The sequence below is a fragment of the Pseudooceanicola sp. HF7 genome, from assembly GCF_011806405.1.
Taxonomy (GTDB): Bacteria; Pseudomonadota; Alphaproteobacteria; order Rhodobacterales; family Rhodobacteraceae; genus Pseudooceanicola.
The window spans coordinates 1-22,991 of sequence record NZ_JAATOW010000030.1; the positions used below are offsets into that span (position 1 = coordinate 1).

The following is a 22,991-nucleotide window of genomic DNA, read 5'->3' on the forward strand; positions in this document are numbered from 1 at the left end:
GGGGGGGGGGGGGGGGGGGGGGGGGGGGGGGGGGGGGGGGGGGGGGGGGGGGGGGGGGGGGGGGGGGGGGGGGGGGGCGGGGGGGGGGGGGGGGGGGGGGGGGGGGGGGGGGGGGGGGGGGGCGCTGCCCCCCACGCCGCATGGCCCCTCGACGGGGCCGTGCGGCGTTCCCCCCGAAGTATTTTTGGCCAGGTGAAGTTTGGGGGCTTGGTGAAGGGCGGGGGGTATTGGGCGGTTTGGGCCGGGTGGAGGGCGGGGCGAAGAGATTGCAAGGGCGGGCGGTTGTTCGATACCGCACAGGTCCTGTGGGGGAGTCATGGATTTACGCGCGGGTGCGGGCCTGCGAGGTGTCCGGGGTACACTGGCCGGGGATGGTCCCCGTCCAAGACCACCCATTGGATGAAAGGCATATCCTGATGAAATCCACCGTGATGGCCACCGCACTTGCCCTCCTTGCCACCCCTGCGCTGATGACCTCTGCCGTGGCGGCGCCGGTCGAATACGACCTTGATACCACGCACACCCAGCTGATCTTCCATTACAACCACCTGGGCTTCTCCACCGGTTTCGGCATGTTCTCCGGCTTCGGCGGCACGATCGAGTTCGACGCGGAAGACCCCGCGGCCTCTTCTGTCGAGGTGACGATCCCTGCCGATACGCTGGTCACCGGCATCGACGAGCGCACCGCGCATTTCCTGACCGGTGATTTCTTCGGTGCGGAAGAGAACGACCTGATCACCTTCACCTCCACCAGCATCGAGGTGACGGGCGATGAGACCGCGCTGATCACCGGCGATCTGACCCTGAACGGCATCACCAACGAGGTGGTTCTGGATGCGGCGCTGAACCAGGTTGGCGAGCACCCGATGGAGGGCAAGCCCTGGGCCGGTTTCGACGCCACCACCACGATCCTGCGCTCCGATTACGACATGGGCATGTTCGCGCCCTATGTCTCTGACGAAGTCGAGATCGAGATCTCCATCGAGGCGATGCAGGCCGAGTGATCGGTGCTTCCGGCGCTTAGAGGCGCCGGGTTGCAGAATGGGAAGGGCGTGTCCGGGAGGGCGCGCCCTTTTTGTTTGGGGCCGATTTGTTTGGAGCTGTGGGGCCGGGCGTCCGGGTGTTTGGAAAGAGCGCTTGGCTTGAGAGGGTTTGGCGCGCCAGGGGGCGTATTTGAGGGCTGCCTTAGCGCGGGCAGGGCGCTGCGGCGGGCATGAAAAAGGCGCCGCGGGGGAGCGGCGCCTTGTCGTGATGTGTCGTGTCTTTCCTTGGTGTGTCGTAGCCGGGCCTACTCGGCACGTGTCGCGGTGAGGTCGAAGAAGATCTCGACCGGGAAGGCGACGGTCTTTTCGTCCGGCATGGTTTCCCCGATGCCGTAGTCCATCCGGTTCACGGTGACGCTGGCGGTCGCATGGGCGGTGCCATCGGTGATTTCAAGCGCGAAGGGGAAGGCGAGCGGCTGGCTGACGCCGACAAGGGTGAAGGTGCCCTCGGCGCGGGGGCCTTCGGGGGTCTGGAAGAGATCGGCCTCGTAAGTGGCCATGGGATGTGCCGCGGCATCGAGGAAGTTTTCCCCAAGCGCCTGTTCGGTGACCGAGCCGAGGGTCATCGTGGGGGTGGAGACATGGACGGTCACATGGCCGGCCAGCCCCTCTATCACGCTGTCGTCCCAGGCGATCTGGGCGGTCCAGTCGGCGAAGCTGCCTTCGACGCGCTTGCCGAACTGGGTGACGGCCAGGCCCAGGCTGCGTTCGGTGACCTGCCAGTCGCTGGCGAGGCTTTCCAGGGCCGGGGTGGCGGCCTGCTGGGGGGCGGCTTCGGCGCCGGGGCGGTTGGCGATGCCGATGCCGACCACAGCCATCAGGACAACGGCGGCCGAGGCAGCGGGCAGCGCGTGGCCCGGTTGCTTCTTGCTGCCGGCGCGGGGGGCGCCGCGCAGCATCCGCATCAGGGTGGCGTCCTTGTCGATCACGTGGTGCTTCAGCGCGCCGGCGATATGCAGCACCAGCGTTGCGGTCAGCGCCCAGGCAAAGGCCCAGTGCACGCCGGAGAAGATCGCGGCCAGCCGGTCGCTTTGCGGCACGAAGGGCAGGTGCTGGCCGAAGGGCCAGAGAATCGGCGCAAAGCCCGTGGTCGCGGAATGATGCAGCCAGCCGGTCAGCGGCACCAGGATCAGCGAGGCATAAAGCAGCCAGTGGACGACCTCGGCCAGCAGGGCCTCGGCGCGGCGGTCGCCGTTCAGCAGGCCGGGGCGGGGCTGGATCACCGCCCAGAGCACGCGCAGGATCGAGGTGAAGAAGACCGCGACGCCCAGCGTCTTGTGCACGGAGAAGAGCGTGGCCGTGGTGGCGACAAGCCGGGCCTGGTCCTGCGGGGCGGCGGTGGCGATATCGGCGGACATGTCGTGCGCGATCAGGCCGAGGGGCCAAGCGAGGAGGATCAGCAGCGCGGTCAGCCAGTGGATGCTGCGCGTGACGGGACCGTAATGGCTGGCGCTGTCGCGCAGCCCGCCGTCGGGGCGGCGCTGTTCGGGGCGGCCGGTGTCATGGGGCAAGGGAATGTCCTTCGGGTTGGCGTGCCGGGGAGTGGCAGGGTTTGGGCGGCATGGCTGAGGGTGGGTTGCTGCGCAACATGACGGCGGGGCCGGGGCGGCTCAATTCCTGCTGCCTGCGCAGTATCTGTGCATGAGCGCGCGGCGGCGCGGCCACCGGTGCGCGGGGAACACGCGCTTTGGCTGGGAGGGGCGGGGGCGAGGGCTTGCTTTATCCTGTCCCGTCAGGACCACGCATCAGGGGATGGAAAAGGCCGAGGCCCCGAAGCTGGCGATGAGCGAGGTGATTATCGGTGCCAGCAGGCTGAGCGCGGCTTCGATCTGGCGCAGAAGGTCATGGGTTGTGCGGCCGGCGGCCTCTTCCGGCGTGGGGGCGATGCCCTCTTTCGCCTCTGCGATCTGGCGGTTCAGGACCAGGGTGACGGGCAGGTAGATGCCCAGGATCACCAGCGAATAGCTGACGCCGAAATAGATCGAAACCGCAGAGGTCATCTTGGCGTAGGTGTCATAGTCCGCCGGGCTGAGCACGGCGCGGCGGAAGCTGAACCAGACCAACATGGAGATCATGCCAAGGGTGAAAAGCGTCGAGGCCAGGTAGAGGAACATGCGTGGTAGGCGGTGTCGTGGCCCTTGGGGGACAATCTGCGGGCATTTCCGGCCGTCAGGGGCTGGGGAGGTGCGCGGATCATTGGTGCGGCGCGTCAGCCGGGTGCCGGGGGCGCAAGCCCCCACGCAAGCCGCCCCTTCGATGGGGAAGGCCTGCGTTCCCCCGGCGGCGAGATCGCGCGCTCTCAATGCGGTCCGCTGGTCCGCATCCTGCCTCTTGCATTGCCATATCCGCCGGCTTTGGCTATCCCCCGGGCCAAAGATGACGTGAGGGAGCAAGTCATGAGCCGCGCATTCGTGTTTCCGGGCCAGGGTGCCCAGACCATCGGCATGGGCAAGGAACTGGCTGAGGCCTATCCTGCCGCGAAAGCCGTTTTCGACGAGGTCGACGAGGCCTTGGGCGAAAGCCTGAGCAGCCTGATCTGGGAGGGCGCGCAGGAAGAGCTGACGCTGACCCGCAATGCCCAGCCGGCCTTGATGGCGACCTCTCTGGCTGCCTTCCGTGCGCTGGAAGTCGAGGGCGTGAGCATCGAGGCCGCCAGCTTCTTGGCCGGTCACAGCCTGGGTGAATATTCCGCGCTGGCCGCGGCGGGCGCGCTGAGCGTGGCCGATGCCGCCCGGCTGCTACGCATTCGCGGCGCGGCCATGCAGGAAGCCGTGCCGGTCGGCGTGGGCGCCATGGCCGCCCTGCTGGGCCTGGATTTCGCCACCGCCGCAGAGGTCGCGGCCGAAGCCGCCGAGGGCCAGGTGTGCCAGGCCGCCAACGACAATGATCCGGGGCAGGTCGTGGTCTCCGGCCACAAGGAGGCCGTGGAACGCGCGCTGGAGATCGCAAAGGGCAAGGGCGCGAAACGGGCCGTGCTGCTGCCGGTCTCTGCCCCCTTCCACTGCGCGCTGATGCAGCCCGCCGCAGAGGTGATGGCCGGGGCGCTGGCAGAGGTGTCCTTCGCGGCGCCGGCGGTGCCCGTGGTTGCCAATGTGCGCGCCGAGGCGGTCTCCGATCCCGAGGCGCTGAAGGCGCTGCTGGTGGAGCAGGTCACCGGCTCTGTCCGCTGGCGCGAAAGCGTGGCCTGGATGGCGGGCCAGGGCGTGAGCGAGCTTTGGGAAATCGGCGCGGGCAAGGCGCTGAGCGGCATGGTGCGGCGGATCGAACGGTCCATCGCCTGCCGCCAGGTCGGCACGCCGGAAGAGGTGAAGGCCGCCGCAGAGGCGGTCTGAGACAGAAGAGGGGGCTTTGCCCCCGTCGCGGCAGGCCGCGACTCCCCCAGAGTTTATCGGCAAGAAGAATGGCAGGGTGGGGGCTGCCGGAAAATGGAGCGAGAGATGTTTGATCTGACGGGCAAAGCGGCGCTGATCACCGGCGCGAGTGGCGGAATCGGCGGCGAGATCGCCAAGGCGCTGCATGGCGCAGGTGCGACCGTGGGGCTTTCCGGCACCCGCGAGGCGCCGCTTGAGGCGCTGGCGGCAGAGCTGGGTGAGCGGGCCCATGTGCTGCCCTGCAACCTTTCGGATGCAGAGGCCGTGGAGGCCCTGCCGAAGGCGGCGATCGCGGCGATGGGCAGCCTGGATATCCTGGTGAACAACGCCGGCATCACCCGCGATCAGCTTTTCATGCGGATGAGCGACGAGGACTGGCAGAGCGTCCTGGATGTGAACTTGACCTCGACCATGCGGCTCTGTCGTGGCGTGATGCGCCCGATGATGAAGGCCCGCTGGGGCCGGATCGTGAATATCTCTTCCATCGTGGGCACCACCGGCAACCCCGGCCAGGTGAACTACGCCGCTTCCAAGGCGGGGATGGTCGGCATGACCAAGTCCATCGCCTACGAGGTTGCCAGCCGCGGCATCACCGCCAACTGCGTCGCGCCGGGCTTCATCGCCACCGCGATGACCGACAAGCTGACGGATGAGCAGAAGGCCAAGATCGACGGCCAGATCCCCGCGGCCCGCATGGGCACCCCGGAAGAGATCGCGGCCGCCGTGCTCTACCTGGCCAGCCCCGAAGCCGGCTATGTTACCGGCGCCACCCTGCATGTGAACGGCGGCATGGCGATGATCTGAGGCGGGAATCGGGCGGGGGGTCCGGCTCCCTGCCGGGGTGCATCCGCCCGATTTCCTTCCCAAAAGCGCGTGGTCCCGAAGGGGAGGGCGCGGAAATCCACCCCGTGGTGCCTTGCAATCGGCGCATCCGGGTCACAAGTCGTGAAAGCGTTTGCCTCTTTCCACCCATATGCTATAGGCGGCGCAGATCGACGGGGGCGGCCATGACCGGACGGCCTCCGTGCCTCGCATTCCGCGGGGACAAACCGCCCGAATGGGCATGAGTTAACCAGCCCGCAAGGGCGAGGCAAAACCGGGCCAGAGTGCCCACCTGACGTGAGGGGAAGACCTATGAGCGATGTCGCAGAGCGCGTGAAGAAAATCGTTGTCGAGCATCTCGGCGTGGAAGAAGAAAAAGTGACCGAGAACGCCTCGTTCATCGACGACCTGGGCGCAGACAGCCTGGACACCGTCGAGCTGGTCATGGCCTTCGAAGAAGAGTTCGGCATCGAGATCCCCGATGACGCAGCAGAGAACATCCAGACCTTCGGCGACGCGGTGAAATTCATCTCCGAAGCCGTCTGAGCTGGTCCGCGCGCCCCGCGGGGTGAGCGATAAGACAGGGCCTCTGCCTGATCGGCAGGGGCCTTACTTGTTTGTCGGGCCCGCTTCCGCGGTGCAGGACAACGGCCCTCGGTCCGTCGGGCCGTCGCCCCTTCTTCTTGCCGGCAAACTCCGGGGGAGGCGCGCGGCACGCGCGGCGGGGGCAGCGCCCCCCTCCGTCCGGTCGCCCGGGCAGGGACCGCCAGGCGGGAAAGTCGCCGAGAGGCGTATTCCGCGCGCGCGCGGAGGCGGGCCAAGTCTTGCCCAGCATGGGGCCCCTCGGGTATGAGCATCCAAGAGTAGTACAAAGGGACAGAATATGCGTCGTGTCGTCGTCACCGGGCTGGGCCTGGTCACTCCCCTGGCCTCCGGGGTCGAGGAAAGCTGGAACCGCATCCTGGACGGAAAATCCGGGGCAGGCCGGATTACGCAATTCGATCCGGAAGGGCTTGTCACAACCTACGCCTGCGAAGTGCCGCGGGGCGATGGCAGCAATGGCACCTTCGATGCCGATGCCTGGATGGAGCCCAAGGAACAGCGCAAGGTCGATACCTTCATCCAGTTCGGCGTGGCCGCCGCCATGCAGGCGGTCGAGGACAGCGGCTGGAAACCCACCGAGGACGAGGACCAGTGGCGCACCGGCGTGCTGATCGGCTCCGGCATCGGCGGGCTCAACTCCATCGCCAATACCGCCATCATGATGAACGAGAAGGGCCCGCGCCGTGTCTCGCCCTTCTTCGTGCCGGGCGCGCTGATCAACCTGATCTCTGGCCAGGTCTCGATCAAGTACGGCTTCAAGGGCCCGAACCATTCGGTGGTGACCGCCTGTTCCACGGGCGCCCATGCCATCGGGGATGCGGCACGCCTGATCCAGTGGGGCGATGCGGACGTGATGATCGCGGGCGGCGCGGAAGCGGCCATCTGCAAGATCGGCATCGCGGGCTTCAACGCCTGCAAGGCGCTGTCCACCAAGCGCGCCGATGAGCCCGAAAAGGCCAGCCGCCCTTATGACGAGGACCGCGATGGGTTCGTCATGGGTGAGGGCGCCGGCGTCGTGGTGCTTGAGGAATACGAACACGCCGTGGCGCGTGGCGCCAAGATCTACGGCGAATACCTGGGCTACGGCATGTCGGGCGACGCCTATCACATCACCGCTCCTTCCGAAGACGGCGACGGCGCACGCCGCTGCATGGAGATGGCGCTGAAACGCGCGGGCCTGACGCCCGAGGACGTGGATTACGTCAACGCGCACGGCACCTCGACCATGGCGGATACCATCGAACTGGGCGCCGTGGAGCGCCTGATGGGCGATCACGCGGGCAAGGTCACCATGTCCTCGACCAAGTCGGCCACCGGCCACCTGCTGGGCGCGGCCGGCGCGATCGAGGCGATCTTCTCCATCCTGGCGCTGCGTGACCAGGTGGCGCCGCCCACCATCAACCTGGATAACCCGGCCGTCACGCCCAAGCTGTTCCTGGCGCCCAACGCCAAGCACGAGCGCGAGATCAACGTGGCCCTGTCGAATTCCTTCGGCTTCGGCGGCACCAACGCAAGCCTGCTCTTCGGGAAGGCCAAATAACATGTGGCGCTCTATCGCCTCGAACGGATTCACCATCCTGATCATGCTCGGGGTGCTGCTGGCCGGTGCCATCCTCTGGGGGCAGCGCCAGTACGTGGCCGAGGGCCCGCTTGAGCAGGCGATGTGCCTGCGGGTGGCCTCTGGGTCCAACATGCGGGCCGTGTCGCACGACCTTGAGGAAACCGGCGCCGTTTCCAACGGGACGCTGATGCGGATCGGTGCGGACTACGCGGAGAAATCCGATGAGCTCAAGGCGGGCGCCTTCCTGGTGCCGGCCGGGGCCTCCATGGAGCAGATCGTCGATATCGTCACCCGTGGCGGCGCCAATACCTGCGGCACGGAGATCATCTGGCGCGTCGGCATCCGCACCTCTGACGTGCTGGTGCGCGAGCTGGATCCGGCCACCAACCGCTACGAGGAACAGGCGCGCTTCGTCCCCTCTGAAGAGCTCGAAACGCCCGAGATCTTCACCAACATGCTGGAAGACAATGACACGCGCTTCCAACTGATCCTGGCAGAGGGCGTGACCTCCTGGCAGGTGCAGCAGGTGCTGAACGATGTTCCGATCCTGAGCGGAGACGAGGTGGAGGAGACCCCCGCAGAGGGCAGCCTGGCGCCGCAAAGCTATTCGCTGACCCGGGGCGACAGCCGCACCGCGCTGGTGGAGCTGATGCAATCGCGCCAGAACGAGATCCTGACCGCCGCCTGGGAGGCGCGCGATCCCGATCTGCCGCTGGATTCGCCCGAGGAACTGCTGACCATTGCCTCCATCATCGAGAAGGAGACAGCAGTGCCGGGAGAACGGACCCTCGTGGCCTCGGTCTTTGAGAACCGGCTGCGGCGCGGCATGCGTCTGCAGACGGACCCGACGGTGATCTACGGGGTGACCAACGGGCAGGGCGTGCTGGATCGCGGTCTGCGCCGCAGCGAGCTGGACCGGGTGACGCCTTACAACACCTACCAGATCGACGGCCTGCCGCCCGGTCCGATCGCCAACCCCGGACGGGCAGCGATCGAAGCCGCGGTGCATCCGGCGGATACGGAGTATGTCTACTTCGTGGCCGATGGCACCGGTGGCCATGCCTTTGCCGCCACCCTGGCAGAGCATAACGCCAATGTCGCCCGCTGGCGCGAGATCGAGCGGGAGACCAACAACTGAGCTGAACCAGACCAGTGACTTGGCCGCCGGATGGGGAAAGACCTTGAGATTTCCCTAACCGGCGCGCCGCTGGCCGGTTTGACAGAGCGCACGGTCTCTGGCAGCTTTTGTGACATGCTGGAAGGAATGGGCGAACGGTCCCGGGAGTGATCCCGAGGCCGTTTTTTCATGCTGCTCGATCGGGGACAACAATCGCGAGGCAGAGCGACAATGACAAATAATCAGTCCAACAGAGACGACACCCGGTTGCGTGAGACAATTGAGACGATTGAGAAACAGGTTTCCGACATCACCCGGGATCTGAAGGCGGTGCAGGGCAGGCTGCGCGCCGGAGAGACCGAGGCGGTGAAGGATGCCACCAGGATGTGCGGAGAGATCCGCACGTGGATCCGCTTTGCAATGGAGATGGAGGCGAAACTCGATGACGGAAGACAGCGGAGGGGCCCAGAGCCCGCAGGAGGAGATATCGACCTCGACGCCGCAAGGGCTTCGATCAGGTGCCGCCTGGATCGCTTGCGCAGATGCGGAAATCCAGAAAAACTTCCTGGATGACCTTGATGAGGGAGAGCTTCGTGCTCTCCCTTTTTTGTTCGAATTCTGGGCCATGCCCCACCAGTTGCCGCCCGAGGGCGACTGGCGGACATGGGTGATCATGGGCGGGCGCGGCGCGGGCAAAAGCCGTGCCGGTTCCGAATGGGTGCGCGCCCAGGTCGAAGGGGCGCGCCCGCTGGATGCGGGGCGCTGCCGGCGGCTGGCCCTGGTGGGAGAGACCATCGATCAGGTGCGGGACGTGATGATTTTCGGCGACAGCGGCATCATGGCCTGTTCGCCCCCTGACCGGCGGCCCGACTGGCAGCCCAGCCGCCGCCGTCTGCTTTGGCCCAACGGGGCCGAGGCGCAGGTCTTTTCCGCGCATGAACCCGAGGCGCTGCGCGGCCCGCAGTTCGACGGGGCCTGGCTGGACGAGATGGCCAAATGGAAGAAGGCGCAGGATACCTGGGACATGCTTCAGTTCGCGCTGCGGCTGGGGCAGGCGCCCCGGGTCTGTGTGACCACCACGCCGCGCAATGTCGGCGTGCTGAAGACCCTGCTTGAGAGCCCCTCGACAGCGGTGACCCAGGCCCCGACAGAGGCCAATCGCGCCAACCTGGCAGAGAGCTTCCTGGAAGAGGTGCGGGCGCGCTATGCCGGCACGCGGCTGGGCCGGCAGGAGCTGGACGGGATCATGATGAGCGATGCGGAGGGGGCGCTCTGGACCGAGGCGATGCTGGTCTCTGCCCAGGTGGAGCGCGTGCCCGAGCTGGACCGCGTGGTCGTGGCGGTTGATCCGCCCGTGACCGGCCACGCGGGGTCCGACGAATGCGGGATCATCGTGGCCGGCGTGATCAGCCGGGGCGAGCCGAAGGACTGGCGCGCCTTCGTGCTGGAGGATGCCAGCATCAGCGCCGCCTCTCCCAATCAATGGGCCGAAGCCGCCATTGCCGCGATGGAGCGCCACGGTGCGGATCGCATCGTGGCCGAGGTAAACCAGGGGGGTGATCTTGTGGAGGCCGTCATCCGGCAGGTGGATGCCTTGGCCCCGGTCAAGAAGGTGCGTGCCGCCCGTGGCAAGGCCGCACGGGCAGAGCCGGTCGCGGCGCTTTACGAACAGGGCCGGGTGCGCCACCTGCGCGGCCTTGGCAAGCTGGAGGACCAGCTGACCCAGATGACCATGCGCGGCTGGGAGGGGGCCGGTAGCCCGGACCGGCTGGATGCGCTGGTCTGGGCGCTGCATGACCTGATGATCGCCGCCCAGGCCGGCCAGAGACCGCAGGTGCGCACGCTTTAGCGTCAGGCCGGTTCGCGTCAGGCCAAACAGATGAGAATGCCGAACGGGCTCCGGATTTTCCGGGGCCCGTTTTTTTGTGTCCGGGTCCCGGGGGGATGTCCTGTTTTCTTGGAAATGACCTTTTTGTCAGGGGCTTGAGGGGCAGCGTACGCTGGATGAGATGCTTCTTAACCTGCTCGTAGCAGAGTGTTCCCCACGGATCGCCACGCAGCAGATCCGGGCCGGGAGACCCGGCAGGGGTTCCGGCCGGGGCCCGCCTTTCGCGGCGGTGCCAGGCCTAGACAAGGAGACAGGAATGGGCGTGATCGACTACTTCCGCCGCGAAGCCACGGCAGCCGCCGCACCGGAGCAGAAAGCCTCTGCCACGGGCAAGCTGGTGGCGATGCAGGCCGCCGGAGGCCGCGTGGCCTGGACCCCGCGCGATGCGGTGTCCCTGACCCGCAACGGCTTTGCCGGCAACCCGGTGGGCTTTCGGGTGGTCAAGCTGATCGCCGAGGCCGCCGCCGCCCTGCCGCTGATCCTTCAGGACAGCGCCCGACGGTACGAGGAACACCCGCTGCTGAGCCTGCTGCGCAAGCCGAACACGGCCCAGGGCCGCGCCGAGCTGCTGGAGGCCTTCTATGGCCAGCTTCTGCTGACCGGCAATGGCTACATCGAGGCGGTGGCTGCCGAAGAGGGTGCGCCGGTGGAACTGCACGTGCTGCGCAGCGACCGGATGAGCCTGGTGCCCGGCGCCGATGGCTGGCCAGTGGCCTTCGATTACACCGTCAACGGGCGCAAGCACCGTTTCGATGTCAGTGGCGCGCGCTCTCCGATTTGCCACATAAAGAGCTTCCATCCGCAGGACGATCACTACGGCCTGTCCCCGATGCAGGCCGCCGCCACGGCGCTGGACGTGCACAATTCGGCCACGCGCTGGTCCAAGGCGCTGCTGGACAATGCCGCGCGCCCCTCCGGGGCCATCGTCTATCGCGGCACGGGCGGCGACGGCACGATGACCACAGGCCGGCCCATGCTGCTTGAGGGCGGGCTGGACTGGAAGCCGATGGGGTTCAGCCCCTCGGACATGGAATTCCAGAAGACCAAGGAGAGCGCGGCCCGCGATATCGCCCTGGCCTTCGGGGTGCCGCCCATGCTGCTGGGGATCCCGGGCGATGCGACCTACGCCAATTACCAGGAGGCCAACCGCGCCTTCTACCGCCTGACGGTCCTGCCGCTGGCCACCCGCGTCACCGCCGCGCTTGGCGAATGGCTGGAACGCTTCACCGAGGAGGACCTGACCCTGGCGCCCGACCTCGAACAGGTGCCGGCCCTGAGCGCGGAGCGCGAGGCGCTGTGGAAGCGCGTGGGCGAGGCGACGTTCCTGTCCGAGGCGGAGAAACGGGCCATGCTGGGCCTGCCGCCGCTGGACATGTCCAATGGGTGAGATCCGCGAGGTCACCCCTGTCAGCTATGATTTCCAATGCGCCCCCTCCCTGAAACTGGAGGCCCATGAGCGGGTCACCAAGCTGCAGATCCGGCAGTTGGAAGAGCGGATCGAACGCCAGAACGGGATCATCGAACGTATGGAAAGGCGTTTGTGGATAACCGTTTACGGCGTCGTGGGCGTGATCCTGGCCCAGGCCTTTCAATCCATCATCGAACGGCTCCCCTGAGAGAGCGCGAAGCGAGGTACGAAGATGCAAGAGACGATGACCGGGCTGGAGCTGAAGTTCTGCCGTTTCGACGAGGACCTGACCGTCAAGGAAGACGGCATGGTGATCGAGGGCTATGCGTCGCGTTTCGGGGCGACGGATCAGGGCGGCGACGTGGTGGAGGCGGGGGCCTACAGTGCCTCTTTGGCTCGGATGATCGCCGAGGGGCGGCGGGGGAAGATGCTCTGGCAGCATGACCCGGCCCAGCCGATCGGCATCTGGGACGAGATCCGCGAAGATGGCACGGGCCTGTGGGTCAAGGGGCGCCTGCTGGAGGGCGTCGCCAGGGGCCGCGAGGCCGCCGCGTTGATCCAGGCCGGCGCGATCGACGGGCTGTCGATCGGCTACCGCACCAAGCGAGCCACCAAGGATACCGGGGGCCGCAGGCTCCTGACGGAACTGGAGCTTTGGGAGGTGTCGGTGGTGACCTTCCCGATGCTGCCCAGTGCGCGGGTCGCCGCGAAATCCGGGGCCACGCCCCTGGAGGACGAACTGCGCGAACTGGCGGCGGCCTTCCGGGCCGCGGGCGCCGAATTGGGCACCCGCTAGGGCGCTCTCACCTTCCATCCCAGGAGAAGACGATGGGTTTGACCGAGCAGAAGCCTCGGCACGGGGAGAATGTGTCTCCGGTGGCCGAGGTGAAATCCGCGATGACGGATTTCGTAAGGGAGTTCAACAGCTTCCAAAGTGACATCCAGGAACGACTGCAACAACAGGAAAGCAAACTGACCATGCTGGACCGCAAATCCCTGACCGCCGCCCGCCCGGCGCTGGCCCATTCGGCCGAGATCGAGGCCCCACATCAGAAGGCCTTTGCCGCCTATGTCCGCACCGGCGATGACGACGGTCTGCGTGGCCTGGAGCTGGAAGGCAAGGCGCTGGCCAGCCTGTCCGGCGATGGGGGCTACCTGGTGGATCCGGCGACCTCCGACACGATCCGCTCGGTCCTGCAGGGCGCGGCCTCCATCCGCCAGGTCGCCAACGTGGTGAACGTCATGGCGACCTCTTACGACGTGTTGGTCGATACCTCTGACGTCGGTGCGGGCTGGGACGACGAGACCTCCGTCTCCGAGACGACGACCCCCGGCGTGGACCGGATCTCCATCCCGCTGCACGAGCTTTCGGCGCTGCCCAAGGCAAGCCAGCGTCTGCTGGACGACAGCGCCTTCGACGTCGAAAGCTGGCTGGCAGAGCGCATCGCGGACAAGTTCGCCCGCGCCGAGGCTGGGGCCTTTGTCAGCGGCGATGGCAACGACAAGCCGATGGGCTTCCTGAGCCACACCAAGGTCGCCGAAGCTTCCTGGAGCTGGGACAACCTGGGCTACGTGGCCACCGGCACCTCCGGCGGCTTCGATCCCTCGGATCCGGCTGATGCCATCGTCGACCTGGTCTATGCGCTTGGCGCGCGGTACCGCGCCAACGGCACTTTCGTGATGAACTCCAAGACCGCAGGCGCGGTGCGCAAGCTCAAGGATGGCGATGGCCGCTTCATGTGGTCCGATGGCCTGGCGGCGGGCGAGCCTGCGCGCCTGATGGGCTATCCGGTGCTGATCGCCGAGGACATGCCCGATATCGCGGCCGGCAGCTTCTCCATCGCCTTCGGGGACTTCCATGCCGGCTACACCGTGGCCGAACGTCCGGACCTGCGGATCCTGCGCGATCCCTTCAGCGCCAAGCCGCATGTGCTGTTCTACGCCACCAAGCGCGTGGGCGGGGACGTCAGCGATTTCGCCGCGATCAAGCTGCTGAAATTCGCCGCATCGTAACAGCGAGCGGCGGATCGGTGGGGCCGGGGTCCCGGCCTCACCGGGCGCGTGTCTCCTGATGCGTTGTCCAGCAGCTCCCTCCGTCCGAGCAACGTGGGGAGGCGCGCGCCGGGAGGGGAAGTGCTGTTCACCAGCAAGAAACGAGGCCGGTCAGCCAGCCACGATCATCGGAGAAACCCATGATTTTGATCGAAGAAACCAAGACCTCGGCCAGCGTCCTGCCGATCGACCACTTCAAGGAGCACTTGCGGATCGGATCGGGCTTTGCAGAGGATACGCTTCAGGACCAGGTCCTGGAAGGCTATCTGCGCGCGGCCATCTCATCCATCGAGGGGCGGACCGGACAGGCGCTTTTCCAGCGTGATTTCATCTGGTCCCTGGGGTCTTGGGAAGATCCCGTGGCCCAGCCGATGCCGCTGGCGCCGGTGCGCCAGATCTCCTCGGTGGAGCTGAAGGACAAGTACGGGTCGATCACGCAGATCCTTCCCGGGGAGGATTTCCGGATCGTCGAGGACGCCCATATGCCCAGCATGCGCGCGATGGAGGGCAGCCTTCCGGAGATCCCCACGGACGGAAAGGTCGATGTGCGTCTTGTCGCCGGCAGCGCCCTGGGATGGGCCGACGTTCCGCCGGACCTGGCCCAGGCCGTTCTGCTGATGGCAGCGCACTACTACGAGTATCGCAACGACCTGGCGCTGGCCCAGGGCTGCACGCCCTTCGGTGTCACCGCCCTGATCGAGCGCTACCTCCCGATCCGGCTGAGCCTGGGAGGTGCATCATGATCCCGCGCTTGAGCCGCCCCATGAAACTTGAAGTCGCGGAAGATGTTCCCGATGGCGCAGGGGGGTACCAGACGGCCTGGCGCACGCTTGGTACCCTCTGGTGCGAAGTCCGGCCGGGATCCGGAAGCACTGTGAGCCGCGGCGGCATTGCCGCCCAGATGCAGCGCTACAAGGTCACCGTGCGCACCGCGTCGATCGGGGCTCCAAGCCGCCCGGTGCCCGGCCAGCGCTTCCGCGATGATCACCAGACCCTGATGATCGAAACCGTGACAGAGCGCGATGAACAAGGTCGGTTCCTGGTCTGCGGTGCAAGCGAGGAGCGCTACCTGTGAGCTATTCCGTTTCAGCTGCCCTTCAGGCGGCCATCTATCAGCAGATCTCCGGGAACACTTCCGTCATCGCCCTGGTGGGCAGCGATATCTTCGATGCCCCGCCCACGGGCACGCCGCCCACGACCTATGTCACGCTGGGTCCGGAGATCGTCCGGGATCGGTCCGACAAGACCGGGAACGGCGCGCGCCATGACCTGACCGTTTCCGTGGTGACAGATGCGGCCGGCTTCCAGGTTGCCAAGGAAGTCGCGGCGGCGGTGAACGACGCGCTTGAGCAGCCGATGCCGGCGCTCAGCCGTGGCACGCTCATCAGCCTGCAGTTCCTCAAGGCGCGGGCCAGGCTGGACGATGCCGGCACGTTGCGCCGGATCGACCTGAACTTCCGCGCGCTGGTGGAAGATAGCTGACCCCCTTCAACGCCCCGCGGGGCGCTTTCAAGGCCTCTTTCAAGGAGTGACGACAATGGTAGCCCAGAACGGCAAGGATCTTCTGATCAAGGTGGACATGACCGGAGCCGGCGTGTTCGAGACCCTCGCGGGGCTGCGTGCCACGCGGATCAATTTTAACGCGGGCGCAGTCGACGTGACCAGCCTGGAAAGCACCGGCGGCTGGCGCGAGCTGCTTGGCGGGGCCGGTGTGCGCTCTGCCTCCATGTGCGGGTCGGGGGTCTTCAAGGACGCTGACAGCGACGAGCGGGCGCGCCAGATCTTCTTTGACGGAGAGACCCCGGATTTCCAGGTGATCATCCCGGATTTCGGCGTGATAGAAGGGCCGTTCCAGGTGACCTCCATCGAGTACAGCGGCGCTCATGACGGCGAGGCGAGCTACGAGCTGGCCATGGCCTTTGCCGGGGCGCTGAGCTTCACGGCGCTCTGATGGGCAACCCTTGGGCAGGCGAGGTTTCCGTGGTCATCGACGGCCAGCGCCACGTGCTGAAGCTGACGCTTGGCGCGCTGGCAGAGCTGGAGGCGGGATTACAGGAGGGCACGCTGATCGACCTGGTCGAACGGTTCGAGACGGCGTCCTACAGCACCCGTGATGTCCTTGCCCTGATCGTGGCCGGTCTGCGGGGCGGTGGCTGGCGGGGCCGGGCGCAGGACCTGCTGACGGCAGAGATCGAAGGCGGCCCGCTGGGTGCGGCGCGGAAGGCGGCAGAGTTGCTGGCGCGGGCCTTCGAGCTGCCGTCCGAAGCGGCGGTGTAACCCATGAGGCAGGTCGACTGGCCCGCGCTGATGGAAGCCGGGATGCGTGGTCTTGGCTTGGCGCCAGAGGCTTTCTGGCGCCTCACCCCGGCTGAGCTGCGCCTGCTTCTGGGCGGCTTTTCAGGGCAGGGCGCAGCCCTTGGACGCAAACGGCTGGATGAATTGCTGGCGGCCTATCCCGATGCCGGGCGGCCGCAGACGGATAAGGAACGCGATCATGGCGGATTATGACGAGATCCAGGTGCAGCTTGATGCACTGGACACGACCCTGGACGGAACCACGACCTCGCTGGCGGACTTCGACGCAGAGCTTCGCCGCATGCGCGGCTCCCTGTCCAGCACCGGCAAGGAGATGCAGATCCTTGAGCGCGGCGTCAGCCGTGGCCTGCGGCGCGCTGTGGATGGCGTGGTCTTTGATGGCATGAAGATGGGCGACGCGATGCGCGGCGTTGCGGGCTCCATGGTCAATGCGGCCTATTCGGCGGCGGTGAAGCCGGTGACCGACCGTTTCGGCGGGTTGATCGCCCAGGGCGTCGGCACCCTGATGGGCGGGGCCATGCCCTTTGCCAATGGCGGCAGTTTTTCGGCGGGGCGGGTGCAGGCCTTTGCCTCTGGCGGGATCGTCAATGGCCCGACGGCCTTTCCTATGCGCGGGGGCACGGGCCTGATGGGCGAGGCGGGTTCTGAGGCAATCATGCCCCTGTCGCGCGGTCCTGACGGCAAGCTGGGCGTGCGCAGTGAAGGGGGCGGCCAGCCGGTGCAGGTGGTGGTCAATATCTCTACCCCCGATGTCGAGGGCTTCCGCCGGTCGCAAAGCCAGGTCGCCGCACAGATGAGCCGAGCCCTGAGCCGCGGCCAGCGCAATTCCTGAGGAGGGTGCCATGAGCTTTCACGAAGTCAGATTTCCCGCGAACCTCTCCTTCGGTGCGCAGGGCGGTCCGGAGCGGCGCACCGACGTGGTGACCCTTGCCAACGGGTACGAGGAACGTAACACCCCCTGGGCCCATTCCCGGCGGCGCTACGATGCCGGCGCAGCCATGCGCTCGCTTGACGATATCGAACTGCTGACCGCCTTCTTCGAGGCGCGCCAGGGTCAGCTGCACGGGTTCCGCTGGAAGGACTGGGCTGATTACAAGTCCTGTCTTCCAAGCGCGGACGTGGGCTTTGCCGATCAGGTCATCGGCACCGGGGATGGCAGCGCAACCGACTTCCAGCTTTCCAAGACCTATGCCTCGGGTGGGCAAAGCTACACGCGGCCCATCACCAAGCCGGTGGCGGGAAGCCTGCGCCTGGGCCTGGACGGGATCGAACAGACCAATGGCTTCAGTCTGGACACGGCTACCGGCGTCGTGAGCTTCGATGTGGCGCCGGGCAATGGGCAGGTCGTTTCGGCCGGGTTCGAGTTCGACGTGCCGGTGCGCTTTGATACCGACCGGATCTGGACCTCCATGGCCACGTTCCGGGCGGGCGAAGTGCCCGATGTCCCCGTGGTGGAGGTGCGGATCTGATGGCCTTCAACGCAGCACTTGAAACCCACCTGGCGAGCGGGGCGACCACCACTTGTCATTGTTGGGCGATCACCCGGCAGGATGGCTCTGTCATGGGGTTCACCGACCACGATGGCCCGCTGGCCTTTGAGGGGATCACCTTCAAGGCCGATAGCGGCCTGTCCGCCACAGCCGTGCAAAAGGCGACGGGGCTCTCCGTGGACAACAGCGAAGCCCTTGGCGCACTCAGCGATGCGGCGATCCGGGAGGAGGATATCCTGGCCGGGCGTTTTGACGAGGCCGAGGTCCTGGCCTGGATGGTCAACTGGGCCGCGCCCGAGGAACGCCAGGTGGTCTTTCGCGGCTCCATCGGAGAGATCACCCGTAGCGGGGGCGCCTTCAGGGCTGAGCTGCGCGGGTTGGCAGAGCAGCTGAATCGTCCCTTCGGGCGGATCTTTCAGAGGTCCTGCAGTGCGGTCTTGGGCGATGTAAGCTGCGGGTTCGACCTGGATCAGGCGGCCTTTCGGGTCGAGGCCAGCGCCACGGTCAGCGCGGATCTGCGCAGTTTCAGCTTTGCCGGCCTGTGGGGCTTTGATGAGGGCTGGTTTGCGCGGGGCCGGATGGGCGTTCTGGGTGGTCCGGCGCAGGGTCTTTCCGCGCCGATCAAGCGGGATTACGCGGCCGCCGGATTGCGGGTCATAGAACTTTGGGTGCCGCTCCCCGTGGATCCGGGTGCGGGCGCTGTGTTCCGGCTGGAGGCCGGCTGCGACAAGCGCTTTGCAACCTGTCGTGAGAAGTTCGGCAATCAGCTAAACTTTCAGGGCTTTCCGGACATTCCCGGGGACGATTGGCTGATGTCTCCTCCGTCCCGGTCCGGTGCGCGCAACGGCGGGAGCCGCCGGTGATGTCCGGCGCGCAGATCGTCGAGGTGGCGCGCGCCTGGATCGGCACGCCCTATGTGCACCAGGCCTCTGTGCGCGGGGCGGGCACGGATTGCCTGGGGCTTCTACGTGGCATCTGGCGCGAGGTTCTGGGCCATGAGCCGGCGCCTGTGCCTGCCTACACGCCCGACTGGTCCGAGCCCCAGCATGCAGAGCAGCTTTGGGCAGCAGCCGAACGCTACCTGGTGCCCCGTCTCCTGGAGCAGGCCGCACCCGGTGATGTCCTGTTGTTCAGGATGCGCAGCCAATCCGTCGCCAAGCATCTGGGGATTGCGGCCAGCCTTGGACCATCCCCCACCTTCATCCATGCCTATTCCGGCCACGCGGTGCTTGAAAGCCCGCTGAGCGCCCCCTGGCGCCGCCGGATCGTGGCGCGTTTCGCCTTTCCCGAGGGAGTTTCCTGATGGCTACCATTCTTCTCTCCGCCGCTGGTGCGGCTATTGGCGGTGCCGTTGGCGGCTCTGTCCTGGGGATCTCTGCGGCCATGGCAGGGCGGTTCGTCGGTGCCGCGGTCGGTCGCACGATAGATCAGCGTATCATGGGGCAGGGCTCTGCCGCGCGTGAGGTCGGCCGTATCGAGCGTTTCCGCCTGACCGGCGCGGGCGAGGGCGACACCCTGGCCCGGGTCTACGGGCGGATGCGGGTGGCCGGGCAGGTGATCTGGGCGTCCAATTTCCGCGAACAGAGCCATACCTCGGGCGGCGGCGGAAAGGGCAGCCCCTCTCAGCCCTCGGTCACGCGCTACAGCTACAGCGTCAACCTGGCGCTGGGCCTCTGCGAGGGCGAGATCGCCGGCGTCGGACGGGTTTGGGCCGATGGCAAGGAAGTGTCTGCCGAGGCGCTGAACATGCGTGTCTATACCGGGGCGGCTGACCAGATGCCGGATCCGACGATGGAGGCCATCGAAGGGGCTGGCGCGGTGCCGGCCTATCGCGGCATCGCCTATGTGGTGTTCGAGGGGCTGGGGCTGGAACGCTTCGGCAATCGTATTCCTCAGTTCTCTTTCGAAGTTCTGCGTCCGGCGCCGGAGGCGCTTGCGGGTGCGGACAAGGAACCTGACCGTGCCGTCCGAGGCGTCGCGCTGATGCCTGGCAGCGGGGAATATTCCCTAGCCACGACACGGGTGCATTTCGATTACGGGACCGGCAAGGGAGCGCTGGCCAATGTCCATTCCCCCTCCGGCAAGAGCGATCTTGAAACCTCTCTCGAGCAGCTCGACACCAGCCTGCCCAATTGCGAGGCCGCCTCTCTGATTGTGAGCTGGTTTGGTGATGATCTGCGGTGCGCGGATTGCACCATCCGGCCGAAGGTCGAACAGGCGGAGTTCGACGGGACGGAAATGCCATGGAGCGTGGCGGGCCAAACCCGCGCGACCGCTGACCTGGTGCCCAAGGATGCCGAGGATCGCCCGGTCTACGGCGGGACGCCGGCCGATGCCGCCGTGATCGAGTCCATCAAGGCGCTGACGTCCAAGGGCAAGGCGGTGATGTTCTATCCCTTCATTCTGATGGAGCAAATGGAGGGCAACACGCTTCCCGACCCTTACAGCACCGGCTCAGGCCAGGCTGCACTGCCATGGCGGGGGCGCATCACCTCTTCGCGCGCTCCCGGTGTCAGCGGCTCGCCCGACGGCACGGCGACGGCGGCCACCGAGGTGGCAGCCTTCTTCGGGACGGCCTCGGCTTCCGATTTCGTGGTGTCCGGCGGGACGGTCAGCTACTCCGGCCCGTCCGAGTGGCGCTACCGCCGGTTCATCTTGCATTGTGCGGCGCTCTGTGCGGCCGCCGGGGGGGTGGACGCCTTCTGCATCGGTTCCGAAATGCGGGGGCTGACGCAGATCCGGGGGGCCGGGAACAGCTTTCCCGCGGTCATGGCTCTGAAGGCGCTGGCCGCAGAGGTCCGCGCGATCCTGGGTCCGGGCACGAAGATCGGCTATGCGGCCGATTGGTCCGAGTACTTCGGGTATCAGCCGCAGGATGGCAGTGGCGACCGGTTCTTCCACCTCGATCCGCTCTGGGCGGATCCCCAGATCGATTTCATCGGGATCGACAATTACATGCCGGTCTCTGATTGGCGTGACGGAAACGCACATCTGGATGCCGCCCAGCACAGATCCATCTATGATACGGACTATCTGGCCGCCAACGTTGCGGGCGGTGAGCTTTATGACTGGTACTATGCCTCCGATGCCGATCGGGAGGCTCAGATCCGCACCCCGATCACGGATGGCGCCTACGGTGAACCTTGGGTGTACCGGATCAAGGACATCCGCAACTGGTGGCTCAACCCCCACCACGAGCGCATCGGCGGTGTCCGGCAGGCCAGCGCAACCGCCTGGCAGCCCCAGTCGAAGCCTGTCTGGTTCACGGAGCTGGGCTGTGCTGCGGTAGACAAGGCCACGAACCAGCCGAACAAGTTCATGGATCCGAAAAGCTCTGAATCCGCTCTGCCGTTCTATTCCAATGGCGGGCGGGACGATTTGATCCAAGGGCAGTACCTGAGGGCGATGCACGCCTTCTGGAACGACGGGGCGAACAACCCCACCTCTTCCGTTTACGCCGGGCCGATGGTCGACATGTCTCGTGCCTTCGTCTGGGCCTGGGACGCCCGGCCGTTTCCCTATTTCCCGAACAACGAGGCGCTGTGGTCCGACGGGGCCAATTACCATGCCGGGCATTGGATCACCGGTCGCATGTCCGGCCGGTCCCTGGCGTTGGTCGTGGCAGAGATTTGCGAGGCCGCAGGGCTGACCCACTACGATACCAGCGGCCTGTACGGGCACGTCAGCGGCTATATCTCTGACGATGTGGCCGAGCCGCGCGAAGTGCTTCAGCCGCTGATGGTCCGTTATGCGTTCGACGCCGTGGAGACCGGCGGGCAGATCGTATTCAGGATGCGCACCGGCCAGGTGGATGCGCAGCTGGACGCCGACAGCGTCGCGATCTCCCGCGAGATCGACGGCCGGATAGAACGTCAGCGTGCGGCAGAGGCAGAGATGGCTGGGCGCATGCGCCTGAGGTTCTTCGAGGCGGATGCGGAGTTCGCATCCATCGCGGAAGAAGCGGTCCTGCCGGATGAGGAAACCCATGCGGTTGCCGGGAGCGAGATCCCCATTGCCATGACGCGGGGCGAGGGGCGGCAAGTGGTGGAACGTTGGCTGACAGAAGCCCGCTTCGCGCGCGATACGATCCGCTTTGCCCTGCCGCCGTCGCGCCGGGGCATCGACCCGGGCGACGTGGTGGAGCTGTCTCAGCATGGACAGACGGAGCGCTACCGGATCGACCGGGCCGAGTTCGGATCAATGGGCATCATGGAGGGTGTGCGGGTCGATCCCGAAGTCTACCTGCCCGCGGCCATGGATCGCGTCGTGACGCCCGCTCCACAGTTTGCCGCTCCGATGCCGGTCTTCCCGCTCTTCATGGATCTGCCGCTGATGCGCGGGGACGAGTTGCCCCATGCGCCCCATGTCGCGGTGACAGGTGACCCCTGGCCCGGCGACGTGGCGGTCTTCAGCTCCGGCAGCGACGCCGGTTATCAGCTGGATACGCTCGTGCAGGCCCGCTCCGTGATCGGTGTCACTACCTCTGAGCTGCCGCGCGGCCCGGTTGGACGGTTCGATCACGGACCGGCGCTTGGCGTAAAGCTGACCTCCGGCACGCTGTCCTCTGCCGAGGAAGCCGGGCTGCTGGCCGGGCAGAACCTCATGGCGATCGGGGATGGCTCGTCCGGGAACTGGGAGCTGTTCCAGTTCCGGGACGCGTTGTTGACTGCGCCGGATACCTACTACCTTTCGGCCCGCCTGCGCGGTCAGCTGGGGAGTGAGGCGCTCATTCCGGAAAGCTGGCCTGCGGGATCCTACGTGGTCCTGCTGGACGGGCTGCCTGAACAGATCTCTCTCTCGCCCAGCCAGGTGGGACTGCCTCGCCATTTCCGCGTCGGGCCTGCCTCCCTGCCGCTGGATGATCCCTCCTACAAGCACGTGAACCATGTCTTCAGGGGCAATGGATTGCGCCCCTATGCCCCTTGCCATCTGCGCGCCATTCCGCAGTTGGGGGGAGACATCCGGTTCGACAGGATCAGGCGAACGCGCATTCGGGGCGACGGCTGGGATCTGCCAGAGGTGCCTCAGGGCGAAGAGGCACAGTCCTTCATGGTGCGCATCCTGCAGGGCAACAGCGTGAAGCGAGAGGTCTTCACCAACAACCCGACCTGGACCTACACCGCAGCGGAACAGGCCGCAGATGGCCTTTCGGGCCCCGCGGAAATCGCGGTTGCACAGGTTTCGGCGAGCTACGGGGCAGGTTCCGCCGCCCGTTTGGCATTTACCGATGGCTAAGCATTCCGGGCGATGATCGGGCCCGTCACCGGTTTGCGATTTCCCCCTTCGGACCATTCTGGTATTCTGAAACCAAGACATCAGG

Annotated in this window: 25 protein-coding genes; 23 read left to right on the forward strand and 2 right to left on the reverse strand. The window is 66.5% G+C overall.

The features are described from left to right. The first annotated feature begins 416 nt into the window (after positions 1–416). Positions 417–1,004 (forward strand): YceI family protein, encoded by a 588-nt coding sequence (locus HCZ97_RS15160; protein ID WP_167689625.1) that lies wholly within the window; start codon positions 417–419, stop codon positions 1,002–1,004. A 284-nt stretch (positions 1,005–1,288) separates the two neighbouring features. Here the strand turns inward: HCZ97_RS15160 and HCZ97_RS15165 are convergent, their stop codons facing one another. Continuing rightward, entirely contained in the window at positions 1,289–2,554 is a 1,266-nt protein-coding gene (locus HCZ97_RS15165; protein ID WP_254871553.1) for a cytochrome b/b6 domain-containing protein, read from the reverse strand. Positions 2,555–2,788: 234 nt separating this feature from the next. After that, positions 2,789–3,157, reverse strand: coding sequence for a hypothetical protein (locus tag HCZ97_RS15170; protein ID WP_167689627.1), 369 nt, complete (start codon positions 3,155–3,157; stop codon positions 2,789–2,791). A 282-nt stretch (positions 3,158–3,439) separates the two neighbouring features. Here HCZ97_RS15170 and fabD point away from each other — a divergent pair, with 282 nt between their 5' ends. The 22 genes from fabD (at position 3,440) to HCZ97_RS15275 (ending at position 22,906) form a co-directional block, all read left to right on the forward strand. Then, the gene (gene fabD / locus HCZ97_RS15175) at positions 3,440–4,375 is read left to right on the forward strand and encodes an ACP S-malonyltransferase (protein ID WP_167689629.1); all 936 of its coding nucleotides are present in this window, start codon (positions 3,440–3,442) and stop codon (positions 4,373–4,375) included. 105 nt (positions 4,376–4,480) lie between these two features. Beyond that, positions 4,481–5,218, forward strand: a complete 738-nt coding sequence (fabG, locus tag HCZ97_RS15180) for a 3-oxoacyl-[acyl-carrier-protein] reductase (RefSeq protein ID WP_167689631.1) — start codon at positions 4,481–4,483, stop codon at positions 5,216–5,218. A gap of 330 nt (positions 5,219–5,548) precedes the next feature. Next, complete coding sequence (locus tag HCZ97_RS15185; protein WP_167689633.1) at positions 5,549–5,782, forward strand: acyl carrier protein; 234 nt, start codon at positions 5,549–5,551, stop codon at positions 5,780–5,782. A gap of 337 nt (positions 5,783–6,119) precedes the next feature. Then, positions 6,120–7,379, forward strand: a complete 1,260-nt coding sequence (gene fabF / locus HCZ97_RS15190; protein ID WP_167689635.1) for a beta-ketoacyl-ACP synthase II — start codon at positions 6,120–6,122, stop codon at positions 7,377–7,379. A gap of 1 nt (position 7,380) precedes the next feature. Beyond that, positions 7,381–8,538 (forward strand): endolytic transglycosylase MltG, encoded by a 1,158-nt coding sequence (gene mltG, locus HCZ97_RS15195; RefSeq protein ID WP_167689636.1) that lies wholly within the window; start codon positions 7,381–7,383, stop codon positions 8,536–8,538. Positions 8,539–8,748: 210 nt separating this feature from the next. Next, a complete protein-coding gene (locus HCZ97_RS20630) occupies positions 8,749–9,090 on the forward strand; it encodes a hypothetical protein (protein WP_254871554.1) in 342 nt (113 codons plus the stop codon). Between the two features lie 52 nt (positions 9,091–9,142). Beyond that, the gene (locus HCZ97_RS15200) at positions 9,143–10,366 is read left to right on the forward strand and encodes a DNA-packaging protein (protein ID WP_254871555.1); all 1,224 of its coding nucleotides are present in this window, start codon (positions 9,143–9,145) and stop codon (positions 10,364–10,366) included. Positions 10,367–10,661: 295 nt separating this feature from the next. After that, positions 10,662–11,792, forward strand: a complete 1,131-nt coding sequence (locus tag HCZ97_RS15205) for a phage portal protein (RefSeq protein WP_167689640.1) — start codon at positions 10,662–10,664, stop codon at positions 11,790–11,792. Beyond that, positions 11,785–12,021: a hypothetical protein gene (locus HCZ97_RS15210; RefSeq protein WP_167689641.1), complete on the forward strand. Its 237-nt coding sequence runs from the start codon at positions 11,785–11,787 to the stop codon at positions 12,019–12,021. The genes HCZ97_RS15205 and HCZ97_RS15210 overlap by 8 nt, the downstream gene beginning before the upstream one ends. A 24-nt stretch (positions 12,022–12,045) precedes the next feature. Then, positions 12,046–12,609, forward strand: coding sequence for an HK97 family phage prohead protease (locus HCZ97_RS15215; RefSeq protein ID WP_167689643.1), 564 nt, complete (start codon positions 12,046–12,048; stop codon positions 12,607–12,609). 32 nt (positions 12,610–12,641) lie between these two features. Beyond that, positions 12,642–13,826 (forward strand): phage major capsid protein, encoded by a 1,185-nt coding sequence (locus HCZ97_RS15220; protein ID WP_167689645.1) that lies wholly within the window; start codon positions 12,642–12,644, stop codon positions 13,824–13,826. Positions 13,827–14,005: 179 nt separating this feature from the next. Next, complete coding sequence (locus HCZ97_RS15225) at positions 14,006–14,608, forward strand: hypothetical protein (protein WP_167689647.1); 603 nt, start codon at positions 14,006–14,008, stop codon at positions 14,606–14,608. 20 nt (positions 14,609–14,628) lie between these two features. Continuing rightward, positions 14,629–14,940 carry a head-tail adaptor protein gene (locus HCZ97_RS15230; RefSeq protein ID WP_167689649.1) on the forward strand — a complete coding sequence of 104 codons (312 nt, stop codon included), beginning with the start codon at positions 14,629–14,631 and terminating at the stop codon, positions 14,938–14,940. Next, complete coding sequence (locus HCZ97_RS15235) at positions 14,937–15,347, forward strand: DUF3168 domain-containing protein (protein WP_167689651.1); 411 nt, start codon at positions 14,937–14,939, stop codon at positions 15,345–15,347. Before HCZ97_RS15230 ends, HCZ97_RS15235 begins: the two co-directional genes overlap by 4 nt. Before the next feature lie 55 nt (positions 15,348–15,402). Continuing rightward, positions 15,403–15,816: a phage major tail protein, TP901-1 family gene (locus HCZ97_RS15240; protein WP_167689653.1), complete on the forward strand. Its 414-nt coding sequence runs from the start codon at positions 15,403–15,405 to the stop codon at positions 15,814–15,816. After that, positions 15,816–16,142: a gene transfer agent family protein gene (locus tag HCZ97_RS15245; RefSeq protein ID WP_167689655.1), complete on the forward strand. Its 327-nt coding sequence runs from the start codon at positions 15,816–15,818 to the stop codon at positions 16,140–16,142. The genes HCZ97_RS15240 and HCZ97_RS15245 overlap by 1 nt, the downstream gene beginning before the upstream one ends. A 3-nt stretch (positions 16,143–16,145) precedes the next feature. Continuing rightward, the gene (locus HCZ97_RS15250; RefSeq protein WP_167689656.1) at positions 16,146–16,373 is read left to right on the forward strand and encodes a rcc01693 family protein; all 228 of its coding nucleotides are present in this window, start codon (positions 16,146–16,148) and stop codon (positions 16,371–16,373) included. Next, the gene (locus HCZ97_RS15255) at positions 16,360–17,013 is read left to right on the forward strand and encodes a phage tail tape measure protein (RefSeq protein ID WP_167689658.1); all 654 of its coding nucleotides are present in this window, start codon (positions 16,360–16,362) and stop codon (positions 17,011–17,013) included. Before HCZ97_RS15250 ends, HCZ97_RS15255 begins: the two co-directional genes overlap by 14 nt. Before the next feature lie 10 nt (positions 17,014–17,023). Beyond that, positions 17,024–17,650: a DUF2460 domain-containing protein gene (locus tag HCZ97_RS15260; RefSeq protein WP_167689660.1), complete on the forward strand. Its 627-nt coding sequence runs from the start codon at positions 17,024–17,026 to the stop codon at positions 17,648–17,650. Next, positions 17,650–18,534 (forward strand): DUF2163 domain-containing protein, encoded by an 885-nt coding sequence (locus HCZ97_RS15265; protein ID WP_167689662.1) that lies wholly within the window; start codon positions 17,650–17,652, stop codon positions 18,532–18,534. Before HCZ97_RS15260 ends, HCZ97_RS15265 begins: the two co-directional genes overlap by 1 nt. Next, positions 18,534–18,974 carry an NlpC/P60 family protein gene (locus tag HCZ97_RS15270; RefSeq protein ID WP_167689663.1) on the forward strand — a complete coding sequence of 147 codons (441 nt, stop codon included), beginning with the start codon at positions 18,534–18,536 and terminating at the stop codon, positions 18,972–18,974. The genes HCZ97_RS15265 and HCZ97_RS15270 overlap by 1 nt, the downstream gene beginning before the upstream one ends. Further along, the gene (locus HCZ97_RS15275) at positions 18,974–22,906 is read left to right on the forward strand and encodes a glycoside hydrolase/phage tail family protein (RefSeq protein ID WP_167689665.1); all 3,933 of its coding nucleotides are present in this window, start codon (positions 18,974–18,976) and stop codon (positions 22,904–22,906) included. The genes HCZ97_RS15270 and HCZ97_RS15275 overlap by 1 nt, the downstream gene beginning before the upstream one ends. The last annotated feature ends 85 nt before the right edge of the window (positions 22,907–22,991 follow it).